Origin of the sequence: Streptomyces sp. NPDC048270, from assembly GCF_040652335.1 — a bacterium.
Taxonomy (GTDB): Bacteria; Actinomycetota; Actinomycetes; order Streptomycetales; family Streptomycetaceae; genus Streptomyces.
In genome coordinates, this window is the sequence record NZ_JBEZLV010000024.1 from 106637 (window position 1) to 120017 (window position 13381).

The 13381-nt window shown below is 67.6% G+C and carries 14 protein-coding genes and 1 pseudogene; 6 read left to right on the plus strand and 9 right to left on the minus strand.

Annotation, left to right across the window (positions count from 1 at the left end):
- Window positions 1–525: 525 nt before the first annotated feature.
- The gene (locus AB0D66_RS22180) at window positions 526–1098 is read right to left on the minus strand and encodes a hypothetical protein (protein ID WP_362306047.1); all 573 of its coding nucleotides are present in this window, start codon (window positions 1096–1098) and stop codon (window positions 526–528) included.
- A 505-nt stretch (window positions 1099–1603) separates the two neighbouring features.
- On the opposite strand from AB0D66_RS22180, the gene AB0D66_RS22185 reads away from it, so the two are divergent.
- Together AB0D66_RS22185 and AB0D66_RS22190 are read left to right on the plus strand one after the other, a co-directional pair.
- Complete coding sequence (locus AB0D66_RS22185; protein WP_362306050.1) at window positions 1604–2116, plus strand: hypothetical protein; 513 nt, start codon at window positions 1604–1606, stop codon at window positions 2114–2116.
- Window positions 2117–2188: 72 nt separating this feature from the next.
- Entirely contained in the window at window positions 2189–2917 is a 729-nt protein-coding gene (locus AB0D66_RS22190) for a hypothetical protein (RefSeq protein WP_362306053.1), read from the plus strand.
- Between the two features lie 514 nt (window positions 2918–3431).
- Here the strand turns inward: AB0D66_RS22190 and AB0D66_RS22195 are convergent.
- From AB0D66_RS22195 to AB0D66_RS22210, 4 genes are all read right to left on the minus strand, one after another.
- Window positions 3432–3800 (minus strand): hypothetical protein, encoded by a 369-nt coding sequence (locus AB0D66_RS22195; protein WP_362306056.1) that lies wholly within the window; start codon window positions 3798–3800, stop codon window positions 3432–3434.
- A complete protein-coding gene (locus AB0D66_RS22200; protein ID WP_362306059.1) occupies window positions 3797–4426 on the minus strand; it encodes a hypothetical protein in 630 nt (209 codons plus the stop codon). The genes AB0D66_RS22195 and AB0D66_RS22200 overlap by 4 nt, the downstream gene beginning before the upstream one ends.
- A gap of 127 nt (window positions 4427–4553) precedes the next feature.
- Entirely contained in the window at window positions 4554–5021 is a 468-nt protein-coding gene (locus AB0D66_RS22205) for a hypothetical protein (RefSeq protein WP_362306062.1), read from the minus strand.
- Window positions 5022–5855: 834 nt separating this feature from the next.
- The gene (locus AB0D66_RS22210; RefSeq protein WP_362306065.1) at window positions 5856–6521 is read right to left on the minus strand and encodes an N-6 DNA methylase; all 666 of its coding nucleotides are present in this window, start codon (window positions 6519–6521) and stop codon (window positions 5856–5858) included.
- A 1012-nt stretch (window positions 6522–7533) separates the two neighbouring features.
- Between AB0D66_RS22210 and istA the strand changes: the two genes are divergently transcribed.
- The 3 genes from istA (at window position 7534) to AB0D66_RS22225 (ending at window position 10502) form a co-directional block, all read left to right on the plus strand.
- Window positions 7534–9204 carry an IS21 family transposase gene (gene istA / locus AB0D66_RS22215; protein ID WP_362306068.1) on the plus strand — a complete coding sequence of 557 codons (1671 nt, stop codon included), beginning with the start codon at window positions 7534–7536 and terminating at the stop codon, window positions 9202–9204.
- On the plus strand, window positions 9201–10043 hold the full coding sequence (gene istB, locus AB0D66_RS22220; protein WP_362306072.1) for an IS21-like element helper ATPase IstB: 843 nt from the start codon (window positions 9201–9203) through the stop codon (window positions 10041–10043). The genes istA and istB overlap by 4 nt, the downstream gene beginning before the upstream one ends.
- A 159-nt stretch (window positions 10044–10202) precedes the next feature.
- The gene (locus AB0D66_RS22225; protein ID WP_362306075.1) at window positions 10203–10502 is read left to right on the plus strand and encodes a hypothetical protein; all 300 of its coding nucleotides are present in this window, start codon (window positions 10203–10205) and stop codon (window positions 10500–10502) included.
- A 454-nt stretch (window positions 10503–10956) separates the two neighbouring features.
- Here AB0D66_RS22225 and AB0D66_RS22230 read toward each other — a convergent pair whose 3' ends face one another.
- The 4 genes from AB0D66_RS22230 to AB0D66_RS22245 form a co-directional block, all read right to left on the minus strand.
- Window positions 10957–11310 carry a hypothetical protein gene (locus AB0D66_RS22230; RefSeq protein ID WP_362306078.1) on the minus strand — a complete coding sequence of 118 codons (354 nt, stop codon included), beginning with the start codon at window positions 11308–11310 and terminating at the stop codon, window positions 10957–10959.
- 224 nt (window positions 11311–11534) lie between these two features.
- Window positions 11535–11978, minus strand: a complete 444-nt coding sequence (locus AB0D66_RS22235) for a hypothetical protein (protein WP_362306081.1) — start codon at window positions 11976–11978, stop codon at window positions 11535–11537.
- A gap of 70 nt (window positions 11979–12048) precedes the next feature.
- A complete protein-coding gene (locus AB0D66_RS22240; protein WP_362306084.1) occupies window positions 12049–12444 on the minus strand; it encodes a hypothetical protein in 396 nt (131 codons plus the stop codon).
- 99 nt (window positions 12445–12543) lie between these two features.
- Window positions 12544–12924 carry a hypothetical protein gene (locus tag AB0D66_RS22245; RefSeq protein WP_362306087.1) on the minus strand — a complete coding sequence of 127 codons (381 nt, stop codon included), beginning with the start codon at window positions 12922–12924 and terminating at the stop codon, window positions 12544–12546.
- Window positions 12925–13093: 169 nt separating this feature from the next.
- Here AB0D66_RS22245 and AB0D66_RS22250 point away from each other — a divergent pair.
- A pseudogene (locus AB0D66_RS22250) lies at window positions 13094–13381 on the plus strand (ISAzo13 family transposase); the annotation flags it as partial.

Below are 13381 nucleotides of genomic sequence, written 5' to 3' on the forward strand. Positions count from 1 at the left end.
TCTTCGCGCCGTCCAGACGCATCCTGTTGTACGCCTGCTGAGCGAGCTGCGCCGCAGAGGGACCGGTGCCCACAGGGTTCGTGGCACTCCACGCCGCGAAGCCTCCGTTGCGGCCGTTGGGCAGGGCGCCGTTCGTCGAGCCGAGGCACGCGTAGTAGTAGATGGCGCCATCCGTGTGCCCCTGCCACACAGGGTCACTCTTCGGGGGCTGGGGCTGCAGCGGGCCGATGTAGCACATTGTCCGCTCGTCGAGCGTTCCGATGCCATCTATGTGGCACGGCCACTTGTCGTGGCTTGTCGCTCCGGTTGCACAGGTCTGCCCGCTAGTGCCACCACCGCCACCACCACCCCCACCACCACCACCACCAGGCTTGCCCGGCCCTCCGGGTACGGTGACTCCGCCGCAAACCCACCCGTTGCAGTGGTCGACGCCCGGGCCGTTCGCCCAGGCTTGTGGGGCAGGCTGTAGCGTTATGGCGAGGCTGGCGAGAAGGCTGATGAGCACCGCCGCCAGGGCTCGCGTCCTCAGCACGCGCGGTCCTGCTGATCGACGGTGACGATCTTCCACTCGTCGCCGACGGTGCGGGCCTCGAACCGGGTGACGAACCGCTTCAGCCTCTCGGCAGGTAGAGGAAGCTCGGTGCCGGTCTTAGGGTCCACGACCTTCCAGTTGGTGACATCGACACAGTCGGTGATGGAGGCCTTCCGTGGGGTTTCCTCGAGGCTTACGGCCGTCACTTCGGGGTTGAGGGAAGGCTCGCCCTTCATGACGCTGCCGTTGACCTTCATGGTCGCGACATCGCTGAGTGCCCGTGCATAGGCCTGATCAAAGGCGTACTTCTCGAGTCCGGTGTCGCGGACGTCAGCCTTCGCGAAGGCTTTGACTTGCGCATCCCAGTAGCCGCGGTATGCCGCTGCCACCTCCGCCTTCGCCGCGGCCTGCGGGTCTGTACTTGCGGACGGCGAAGCGGAAATCGGCGGCGCCGGCTTCTTCTCGGCCGACCCGCTGGTGCAGCCGGCCAGTACGGCAACCGCGGCGGAACCAGCGACGAGTGCAAGGCCGACGCGGCCTATCTCAGAATGCGTCGAGGTTGCCATTGGCATATCCCCCAGAGGTGAGTCGTGGTCAGAACGGTGTGCGGTGGCCGCGTAGTGGCGCAGTGCCCCTGGGCTTGAAGGTGCAGGGTGCCGGTGGGTCTTGGAGGTTAGGGCGGATTCGGAGCGCCGTCACCCGGATTTATGCGGCTCGAGAGGATGCGCCGGCGGGCAGGGGCCGAGCTTGTAGACGGCTGATGTCCTACGGCAGGACACGCCGAAGCAACCCTCGGCACGACAGCTGCCTGGGTTCAGATAGGCGGTACTTCGTCCTCACGGTCGCCCCCCCCGGGTCCGCGGTGCACCCGGCTGGTCAGGGTGCACCAAATACCACCTACTGCCACTGAAGTGGCCGAAGGCTGACGATATGATCATCTACAGGACCCGGCGCAACTGTCAACTAAAGTGTGATGCGACGTGAGGTTGGGGCATCCGCGAGGACGACGGTCGTGAAGGTTTCGGCAAGCTGTGGCATACAGCTATCGATCAGTGATATTGGTCGGTACCAATGTTGACCCTTGCCGCCAAGCTCGGCTTCCTCTTGCGCCGCCGGCCGGGGCCTGACGGAGAGCCGCCCTCGAACCGAACTCTGTCTGCCGAGTTCCGAGCCCTCCCCGGCCATACACGCGGTGGGTCGGTCCAGCAGCTCGCCAATCTTCGAGCGGGCGACGACGACAACCCCACGACCAACACCTTGACGGCCCTGGCCACGATCCTTGGCGCACCCAGCGCGTTTCTACTCCCGGGCTGGGACGACGTCGCTGTGCTGTCGGTCATAGAGTGCAACCCAACGGCCCGTGACGTGGTCAGACATCTCGAAGGTCTTCCTCAAGGAGACCTCGAAGCGCTTCTGGGCGACCTCCGCAAGCGCCGGATGGAGCTCGGTCTCGAACCCGAAGTCCCCGTGACAGAGATCCCAACCGAAATCGACACCGGCGACGTCACCCGTCGCTACCGACGGCGCCGGAGCATGAAGGAGGCAGCGAAGTACGCCGCCGACTCTTTGGAAGGTGGTCTGTAGTACCCCGTGAACAGCACAAGCAGTGGCACGCCCCTCGACGGCCTCATATTCGGCACGTGCGCCATCCTGGGTGTGGTTGTCACCGCAGCCTGCATGTACCGCGCCCGCAAGTCACCAACCGTCGCCAACCGGTGCATCAGCTACGCATTCGGCATCTGCACGGTCGGAGTCGCCTTCGCCGTCCCTGCCATCGCCTCCTGGGCGGAGCAGCTGACGGGAGTCGACAGCATAGCCAAACTGATCGCCCACATCTGCGCCGTCCTCTGGTGCGCCAGCCTCCAGCTGACCATGGTCGACATCGCCTACGACCCTGAGTACCTCAAGACGGCGATCTACCAGCGTGCGAGCGTGGCCTCCGTCGTTCTCCTGGTGATGATCCCGCTCTGGCTCAAGGCCAACGCTGCCGGAGTCGAGTTCACGACGGCGCACGCCGCGAACGTCCCGGTCCGTGTCTACCTGCTCGTCTACCTCGGCTATGTGTTCGTGACCTGCTGCGAGCTTGCGTTCATGTGCGGCAAGAGCGCCACTCTGAATTGGCCCGAACGGCCCTGGTCCACCGTCGGCTACGGTTCCTCCGCAGCTGCAGCCGTGGCCGGCATCGGCTATACCGCGTCCAAGGGCGGATACCTGCTCGCCCACACCGTCGGATCGCCGTGGTCGCTCAGGCTCGAGGAGAAGCTCTCGCCCGCACTCTCCGGCGTCGCGATCGTCTTCCTCTTCCTCGGTCTCACCCTTCCCGTCTTCGGAGTCCTCTTGCGCAAGGCCCGCCGACGACTGGCCCGAACCGAATCGCCTTCCTGACCCCTCGGGCGAAGACTGATCGCTCGCCAGCCCCCTCATTCCCGGGCATGCACCCGCCCACCGAGCACGCTCCCTCACGGCCGTCGTTGCCCCCTGGCAACGGCGGCCGTCGGCGAGATTAGGACGCGGTCATGCCCACCGGCTACACCGCGGGCAGGGCAACGAGGGTCCTGCGGGCAGGGTCGAGATCGGGCACCGGGAAGGCGCCCGGTACCCGAAGCCTGACGGATCGACGTCCACCGTACGAACAAAGGACAGCTGTTCCCCGCGCGGCGCCGGCGCTGTCTCGGCGTCCGTACTCGCCCATAGGCAGGCCACGCTCGCGCTTGACGCCCTGGTCCGGATGCAGACCGGATCCTCATCGGGCAGCCTTTTGAGTTTGCTGGATCACCAGTTCCGATCTCGCGCTGTGCGGAACCTGCGTGTCATCCGGGGCCTCCTGGGGCTCCGCGCAACGGCCCCCCACCGACGGCACCTCCGTGAGTGCCGGCGATGGCGCCGGGGTGCTCATCCTTCAGCCGACGGTGCCGCTGAAGGTGGTCCGGGAACCGTCCCGGTCCACCGCTTCGATAGTCACCGGTCCGGGGACGGCCGTGGCGGGGATGCGGAACCGGACCGTGACGGTAGCCGACCGGGACGGAGCGATGGGCGCATCGGAGAAGTTGAGTCCAGGCGTCAGGGCCGCGACGTCTGTGAGGGCTGCGCCGGCCATCACTCGCACGGTCACGCCAAGGCCGGCGCGGGGGTCAGGTTCCTTGTTGGTGACGGTGAGCTCGGTAGACGCTTCGCGCTTGCCGTCCTTGGCTTCGCCGAGGGTGATCGGCGAGATGCGTACCTGTTCCTGGGACCAGGACCCCAGCGGGATCGTGGCTGCGGCGGTCACCGTCTGGGCTTGGGCGCGGCCTGGTTGTCCGGTGCGGCCAGCTTGCCCGGGAGGCTGCCCTCGAAGAAGAGGTTGTCAGCCTGGGCCAGCCCCTCCTGGGTTGCCTCGGCGGTGACAGTAACGCGCTGGCCAAGAGCCTGCGGAGGTACGCCTACGCCGATCTCCGCAGTGAAAGTGCCGCCGGGTGTCTGCCTCACGGCATCGTCCCGGGCGGGCAGCCCGGTGAGGGACCCGCCCTTGACCGGGACTGCCTCCCGTCCGAATGCGCCGTACCGGACGGTCAGCGTCGTCTGGGGGAGCCGGGCGACGTGGGCGGCCTTGTTAGTGAACCTGGCCGTCGTCTTGAGGACACTCCAGCCCGCGGGCACTCCGGCGTACGTGGCGTCGCCCGCCGGTGCCTCCTCAAACGGGGTTACCGACAGGCCCCACCCCTGCGCTGCAACGGGGGAAGCCTGGCCCAGAGCAATCACCCCGCTGGGAAGACCAGCGTGCGGGGTGTCGGCCGACGACGCCGCCGATGCCGGTGCGTGCTCGGCACTGATCGACTTGTCCTGGGAACAGCCAACCAGCAGCCAGGCCAGTGCTCCCACTGCGATGGTGGTCGTAAGTCCCCCTGTGCTGCGCATGGCTGTCCCCTCGATCGGCGGGTGCGGAGGTTCGCACCCCTATCGGGATCATGCCAAAACGGGTCGTCGACGCAGGACGCGGTCACTTCGTCGGGCTCACGCCCTCGAGCTCGGCTGAGCTGGAGTCTCAGCCGGGCTGATCAATCGACTCGTACGGGGTCCACCACCACAGGCGGCGCAGGGAGTACCGGCCGTCGGCGCCCGGCTCGACGACCTCACGCCCCGGCCTCCCGTAGCGCGCGTCCGCACTGAGCATGCCCCGGTATCGGGCCGTCCAGGTGATGACCAACCAGTCCGCTTTCCACTCGGCGGTCAGTCCGTCGTCCGCGCCCCACGTGTTTACGTCCGCGGCGATCCGCTCGGCCGTCTGACGGGAGACACTGATCGAGTCCCACGGACCCCACCAGCGGGAGCGGGTGACGCGAAGTGCTTCGTAGGGGCCGTAGCCGGAACCGCCGATAGCGAACAACTCAACTTTATCGGGGAGTTCGAGCGGCGGGAACTGCGCGGTGATGGCGGCGCGAACAACGCTGACCACCGCGTTCATAAGGTAGATCGCGCACTCCTCGTAGTCGTCTGCGGGGCTCAGGCACACGTACCGGTGCGCTTCCTCCAGGTCCTCGCACGTCTCGCAGCCCTCGCAAGCGCAGGCGTGGGGCGGTTGGGGGACGGCGATGTATGGGGAGGCAAGGTGGTCCGCCCGGCGTGTGCCGTGACCGGCGGGGAACTCGCGACGACCAGGTCACCGGCCCGTACCTGGTGCGCCCGCACTACGGTGATGTGAACGGTGGTGATGCCTTCGGGCAGCGGGTGGAACGTCTCCGCAGGAGTGCTGGCCGGGCGGTCGGTCATGACGAACTGGTCAGCGCTGCCGGCCAGGGTGAAGGTGCTCAGTGGCATGGGATGAAATCATAGAATTAAGCAATGCGGGTTGGTTTCTCTTCTGCCTGGGACGCGCGACGTGGCCAGCGGCAGAAGGGGCGTTAAGCGCAACGAAGTACCAGTCGATGCCGTAGCGAAGGAGCGGCAGTTCTGACTTCCGTGTACGTCGTGTCGCGCCGGCTGTTCACCCTCGGCGCGCTCCTGACGGAGCATCCTCGCCGGGGAACGGGCGGCAGCCCGCCCATGCGCAGGGGGGTCGGCGCGGAGGAGGCATCGAGGGACGCCGAGAACGAGTCGACGGTGTGCGGCGCAGCGGGTGCGCACGGCGGCGCGGCGGGTGCCGGGCGAGGGAGTGCCTTGGCCGCTGCGGGGCCGGCCGGACCTAATCCGCACCACAGGGAGTCGGAGTCGCTGCCTTCGAGGGCCGCCGTGATGCCGGCGCACTGGCAAAAAGCCGCCAGGAGTCGGTGGGTACGGAGCCAGTTTCGAGCTCGACGGCGCCCGATTGCGAGACGGATCGCCGGGATCGCCGGACGCCAACGACCGGTCAAGCACCGTACTTCTCAGCGCGCCTGTCGACGATCTCCTTCACCCGGCGGACTGCCTCGATCGTCGCGATCTTCTTGAGGATCGTGTCGCGCTCGGCCCGGAGCTCGGTTCGGGTACTCGCGACTCGCTCCGCCACCTGAGGATCGCGCACGATGTCACCGCAAGCGATGACGACCCGGCGCCCGAGCCCCCACACGATGCTGTTGGCCGCTGCCGCTGCGGCGGCCAACGGGTCGATCTCGACCAGCCACCACTCGTAGTCCGCTGGATCCCCGCCCTGCGCGCGAACATGCTGCGCGGTGGCTCGGAACACTCCGCCGGTGCCGCCGGTCGGTTCCAGGATGATCTCACCGGGCGGGGGCAGACTCCCGCCCGAGGCCAGGTTCCCGACCAACTCGCACATGTGCGGCGGTGTGTGGTACTCGCCCAGGCGCCTACGGGCGCCGGGTGAGCGCAGCTCCATCAGCACCCACGAGAGCACATCGACGTGGCTGCGCTCCTCCGGATCGCTACTCCCCGTCATGTCCAAGATGCCCTCGCGTAGGCAGGCATCCGCCACGAGTCGAACCGAGCGGGCGAGTTCCTCCACGTTCCTTTCGACCATCCAGGCGAACAGGGGCGTCATCACCGGCGCCAAGTCGGGCTGCCGCGCCCAGTGGTGCACACACACCTCCCGCAGTCCCTGCAGGAGCCGGCGATCGCTGCTCCCGTGGATGATCTGGGCGATCTCGGCGGGTGGTCCCTCCCCGGGATCAGAGCCAGGGAGGCGACGACGCTCAGGGGGACGTCCATGCGGCTGCTGAAGGGTGTCGAGTGCCAGGCCTCGGCGACGGCTGCACTGAGCCGTCGAGCGTCGGCGTGACTGCGAGGGCGGGCCAGCGGCTGCCGCTGGCGGGCCGGGGCGGGTTGGGCGGGTTCATACGGTGCTCCGTGAGGGTCGAATGATCGGTCCGTCAGGGGCGCAGTGCCACGGGTGTCGGGCGGTGCCCGAGATGCCGACGTCGGTGAGTTGGGGGGCGCGGCGGACACGCCGCGGGTCTGATGGCAGGCACCTTGGGACCGTTGCGCGGGCTTCAGTGGTCTTCGGGGCCGGGGCTGCGTGACGGGGGCGCGGCCGGGTCGGGTCCTTCACCGGAGCGGGCCTGTACCGGGCGAGGCGGACTGGTGGGGACCGTGCGGCGAGCAGGACACAGGCTCGGCCAGCGGGCGCCGTTGGGGCAACACAGCCGGCACGCTTCGCCACGGCCCACGGCCCACGCCCTGCGCCGCCTCGCCTCTCGGCGGTGCTGCCTGAAAGACGGAGGGGGTGCCGATTCGTTCCGGCCCGGGCTGCACACGACGGCGGGGTGCCACCGGTGGGGGACATCACCAGAGCGACCACTGGCCGCTCTGGTGATGTTCGCCGCTGACCGCTTGATCTACGACCTCCTGGCCGGTCCGGATGGCGAGGGTCCGGAGCAAGCCCCACGGAGAGCCTCAGGGTGCCTTGGGGTGATTTCTTCGGGGTGGTTGGGCTCCACGTTTCCGGTGAGATCGGGCGCCAGTGGTTTTCCGGTGAGATCGGGCTCCACTTGGTGTGATGGTCTGTGACATACCGCGTTCGGCGTAATCGGTGGTTGTGGGCCGTTTGGCCGTCACGCTGTGCCTGTTGATCACGGTCCAGGTCAGGGAGACCGATGGTGCACAGGTCGCGTGAGGTGTTGTACGAGAAGATCCGGCAGGCCCGCCGGGAGCAGGGTTTGTCGGGTCGGGAGCTGGCGTTGCGGTTCAAGGTGTCGCGGCGGACGGTTCGGCACGCGTTGGAGTTTCCGGTGCCGCCGAAGCGGAAGGCGCCGCCCCCGAGGCAGAGTGTGCTGGAGCCGGTGAAGGGCTTCATCGACGAGATGCTGCGCGAGGATATGGACGCTCCGGCGAAGCAGCGGCACACGATCGTGCGGATCATGGAGCGTCTCGCGGCGGAGCAGGATTTCGAGCTGGCGCGCAACACCACGGTGTGGGAGTACGTCCGCAAGCGGCGCCCGGAGATCCGGGCGGAGGCGCTGGAGGGACGGCGTCATCTGGAGGGGATGGTCCCGCAGGCGAAGCGGCCGGGTGAGGAGGCGGAGGTCGACTTCGCGGACTTCTGGCTGGACCTGGCCGGCCAGCGCCGCAAGTGCGTCCTGTTCACCCTGCGCCTGTCCTACAGCGGCAAGGCCGTCCATCGTGTCTACGCCACGGCCTCCCAGGAGGCGTTCCTGGAGGGGCATGCGGAGGCGTTCGCGGTGCTGGGCGGGGTGCCGTCGGTGCACATCCGGTATGACAACCTGCGGCCCGCGGTGAAGCAGGTGCTGTTCGGCCGCTCGCGGCTGGAGTCGGCCCGGTGGGCGTCGTTCAAGTCGTGGTATCAGTTCTCGGCGTTCTACTGCGCCCCTGGCGAGGCCGGCGCGCATGAGAAGGGCGGCGTCGAGCACGAGGGCGGCAGGTTCCGCAGGAAGCACCTTGTCCCGCCGCCCGCGGTGGAGTCGCTGGCGGAGCTCAACGAACGGCTCGCTGCGATTGATGTCGCTGAGGACGCCCGTCACATCCACGGCAGGCCGACCTCGATCGGCTTCGATTTCGAGGCCGAACGCGGCCTGCTGCGGTCTCTGCCGGCGGACGGCTACGACTGCGGGATCGATCTGACACCGACCGTTGCCCGCAACAGCCGGGTCACGGTGCGGCAGTGCTACTACTCGGTCCCGGCGAAGTTCATCGGTCAGAAGGTTCGGGTCAAGCTGCGGGCGAACGAGCTGTGGGTGTTCGACGGACGCCATGTCGTCGCCCGTCACCCGCGCCTGACCAGGCGTTACACCTACCACGACATCCTGGACCACTACCTGGAGATCCTGCTGGTCAAGCCCGGTGCGTTCGCCGGCGCCTCGGCGCTCGCGCAGGCCAGGGCCGAGGGCGGGTTCACCAAGGTCCATGAGGCGTTCTGGGCTGCGGCCAAGCAGAGGGCCGGGGACCGCGAGGGCACCAGGATGCTGATCGAGGTCCTGCTGCTGCACCGCCAGCTGCCCGGCGAGGCCCTGGTCACGGCGATGGAGACCTGCCTGCGGATCGGGTCGGTCTCCACCGATCTGGTCGCGATCGAGGCCCGCAAGGCGATGGAGGGAACCGACGCGGACGATGCCGAGCTCCTGACCGATTCTCAAGACGCTGCCGACGGATCCATGATCGCGGCCGCCGGGGCACAGGTGATCTCGCTGCACGCACGCCGTCTGCCGCCCGATCCGCGCAAGGCACTGCCCGACATGAGCAAGTACGACCGGCTGCTGAGCCCGGTCATCGGCCGCGAGAACCAGACCCGGAAAGGCCACGGCGCATGAGTGCGACCATCACTGTCACCGACCAGGACGACGCACCGGACACCGGCCAGGTCCCCGGCCGCAGGATGTCCCTGCCCGGAGACCCGGAGGACATGCTCATCGACGAAGCCTGCCGGGAACTTCGCCTGCCGGCGTTCCGCGAGCGTTTCATCGACGTGGCCACCACCGCCCGGCGCGAGCAGGCCACCTACAAGCAGTTCCTGCTGGACATGCTGCAGGCCGAGCTCGCCGACCGGGACCTGCGCCGCCAGCAGCGGCTCCTTCGGCTGGCTCGCTTCCCCCGCCCCAAGCGGCTGGAGGACTTCGACTTCGAGAAGAACCCGAACGTCGCCCCAGAGGTCGTGGCGGACCTGAAGTCTCCGACGTGGGTCCGCGAAGGACGGCCGTTGGTGCTGATCGGGGACTCCGGCACCGGCAAGTCCCACCTGCTCATCGGGATCGGCACCGCGATCGCCGAGACCGGGCTCTCCGTTCGCTACACCACCACCTCGGCGCTGGTCAACGAGCTCGCTGAGGCCGACGCCAACCGCCGCTTGTCCTCGGTCATCGCCCGCTACAGCAAGATCGATCTTTTGTGCCTGGACGAGTTCGGCTACCTCAACCTGGACCGCAAGGGGGCCAAACTCCTGTTCCAGATCTTCACCGAACGCGAGGAACGCAAAGCCACCGCAGTCGCGACGAACTCCCCGTTCACCGAGTGGGACAAGACCTTCGGGGACGCCCGTCTCTGCGCGGCCATCGCCGACCGGATCACCTTCCGCTGCACCCTCATCCAGACCGGCACCGATTCCTACCGCTACCAGGCCACCCAGGAGTCGCTCCTCCAGCTGCCACAGTGATCCGACCAGCCAGGCCGTTGACACCAACGTTCGACACCCCCTGCCCTTATGGGCACATTACGCGTGCCCGAAGATCCACCCCGAAGGCACTCCTTGAGCGGATACTCCGCCTTTAAGCTCCAATCTCCGGAAACGTGGCACCGAAGGTGGAGTTCAGAGATGGCGGATGCAGATCGTTCGAGCTGGAACCAGCGGATAATCCGCTGCCAGGTCACCGGGCACGTTGGCGACCTGGGGGTATCGGCGTCCATCCTCTCCCCTTCGAGCGAGATCCCTGCCTTCATCAACGCCAGATTCCTCGGTGACGGAGCAAAGGTGCCGGTCAGCGAGTTTCCCGAGGTGGGCAGCATTCTCGATGCTGTGGTCCTCGGTTATCACCAGAGCGGAGAGTTCCGGCTGTCAGCGCAGGAATCATCTCTTGAGCGTGCCCGGGCCCGAGCCGAGATGGCGTCCGCCTGAACACAGTAGGCCTGTGACGAGATACGGCTGGAGGGCACCCCACCGGGTGCCCTCCAGCCGTATCTCGTCATGAGCTCTTATTAATACCTCCGCGAAGCTCACACCCCGCGCAAGGAACGAGACCCTGGCCGCATCTTGTCAGGGAGGCTGCCAGGGTCTACTCCCCACAACCTATCGATCCCCGCCCGGCGACTTTCTCGGACACTCCGCCCAGCCGGGAAGGTCACCCCATGGGGGCTCTTCGCCTCAGCGAGCTGGATCCCGTTCTCACCGGAAAACCGCCGCCGATGACGAGTACATCCCCGCCACGATCAGCCCAACGCCGGATCCCGCACAGACCGGAACAGCGGTGCTCATACGACCCGAAGAAATCACGACAGGAGCTTCCGCTTGTCGGTGCACGCGCGCCGCCGGGTGGCGGACACCTTGGTGCGCCGCAGTGCGGACCTGCCCATCAGGAATCGCCTTCCCGTACGTCGACCTGCAGCCGGCCCGCTTCCCCGGCGGCGTCCTCCACCGCCGCGTGCAGATCGGCCAGACATGCGAGGTAGCCGTCGGCGTAGGCCGTTGAAACGTGGCTGCCGCCAGCAGTGAACACGGGCGGACGCATCCGACCTACCACCTCCATCGTTCCCCGAAGCGACTTCAGCTCCTGCTCGGCTCGGCCGAGCTCCGAGAGCAGGCGGCCCACCACCTCCTGCGCGTCCCGCAGCAGGGATCTGGTCAGCCGACCGGTGCGCTGCGCGCCAGGAGAGAACCATCGGGCCAGCTCCCCCATGAGTTTCTCGACTTCGTGCCGGTTGTCCACGGTCTCCCTCTCGGTGTTCGGTGTTGGGTGCGGTCCGACGAGCTCACGCCCGCCGGACCGCTATTCGGCGATGTTCTAAGCGCCCGCGCGGAGCCTCGGCCATCACCTCGACTGCGCGATGATCAGGCCGGGCGCGGTGGCGATCGGTTCGGCAGAAGAAGCTCGGCGAGAGCAGCGGGCAGCTGCACTGCGACTTGTCTCCATGCCTCGCCGTGTGGTGACGGCTACGCGCAGTAGCTCGCCATGATCCACTCGGGTGCAGTGGTCCGGGTGCGCAGCCCCAGGACGGAGAGTGCCCGCGTCAGGCTCGCGTCGTGCTTCGAGGCGGCGATCATCGCCGCCGGGTCCAAGGTGGTCGGCCCGCCTGCAGGTTCATGCACGACGGCCGCAAGGATGTGGCCCTCGTCGTCCCAGCCGATAAAGTACGTCTGGAGCCGCAGTGCGCCCAGGCCGGCTTCGGCCAGCCGCTCCTCCGCGGCAGCCGCGGAGTGGTCGGAGTGGTCCTCTTCGCGCATCGCCTCGGTGGACCAGGACACGCGCGGCATCGGCCATGACGAACCGGCGTCGCCGTACCGCACCAACTCGCCAGACAAGCCAACCCAGTTGTCGGCCGGTCCGCCCAGACGGAATCCGTACACCAGTGCTTCGTGATTGCTGATGGCTCCCATGGTCTCTCCCCTGGCTGTGTGCTGATCGCGCCCGGTGTAGCGGGCGCCGAAATGGTGGCGGCCCGTGCCCTCAGGCCAGTGCCTTGTAGATGCGCTCCGCCTCTTGGCGGAAGTACCGGCACGCCTCGACGTGCAGCTCCTGACAGGCATTGGCCACATGGGTCCCCATGCCCGCCGTCACGCCCACCTCGATGACGGCCTCGGCCCGAGCGATTTCGTCCTGGAAGACCTGGGCCGCGTGCCTGAGGGCGCACTGACCGACCACGCTCGCCCACATCTCGATCAGCCGCTGGTGCAGTTCCAGCCCCTTGAACAGAGACGGAGGGTTGATGATCTCCGGGCTCATGCCCTTGAACCGGTCCCAGTGCTCGGCGAGCTTCTTCTTCTCGTCGTCCACGGCGCGCTGCGCGCGACCGGTGAGGCGGTCATGGGTCTGAGCGGCGCGCCGGTCGGCGGTGGGTGCCATCGCGATCTCCTGTGTTGTCGGATTGAGCGGGCGTGACCGTGGGCGGCTGGCGGGCGCAGTCGCTGCAACCGGCAATTTCATAGACTTAAGCAAGATTGATTATGTGTCTGACGGAGGAGCCTCTGGTCTGAGCCATTGCTGGGAGGCTCGATCCCAGGATGCCTGGTAGAACACCCTGTTGAAGTCGGGCATGTAGCCCTCGCCGTACGCGCCAGCATCGGCTTGAGGGGAAACCGGAGTCCATCCCTTGCCGGGTTTGAGCGCGGCGAACCAGCCGAAGGACACGGCGGCCGCCTCGCCCGGGACCAAGCCGGTCCATGTGCCGCCTCCCCTGTGGCCGTGTCGGCCCGGGCAGTAGCTTTGCGGCAGGCCGGTTAGCGGGCACTCCATCTCCCGGCAGCCGACGAGGTGGTCCTGGCCGACCTGCGCTTCGCAGCCGATGCACGGTTCACCGCGCGCGAGGGTGAGTTCGGCCGCCATCAGATCCCACCGCCGCCGAGGGCGAAGTCGACGCAAGCGGGGAAGTAGGGCTTGATGTCCGGCCCTCGACGGCGCTGCGCCTTGATGGCGCACTTCATTCGCGGCGTTCCGTCGCCGGTTATCCGCTCCGCTAGGAACGCGCACGATCCGCAGCGTGAGGCTGGCTCGGCGGATCTCCACGGACACGGTGGGTGACCTCCTGCGCGAGGAGGGCTTCAGCCTGCAGAGCAACGCCAAGACGCTGGAAGGCAAGCAGCACCCCGACCGGGACGCACAGTTCCACTACCTCAACGAGCAGGCCCGCGACCACCAGGACTGCGGAGCTCCGGTGATCAGTGTGGATACGAAGAAGTAGGAACTGGTCGGCCCGTTCAAGAACAACGGCCGTGAATGGGAGCCGAGAGGCGAGCCGGTACGAGTCGACACCTACGACCTCCCCGCCCGCGAGCTGGGCAGA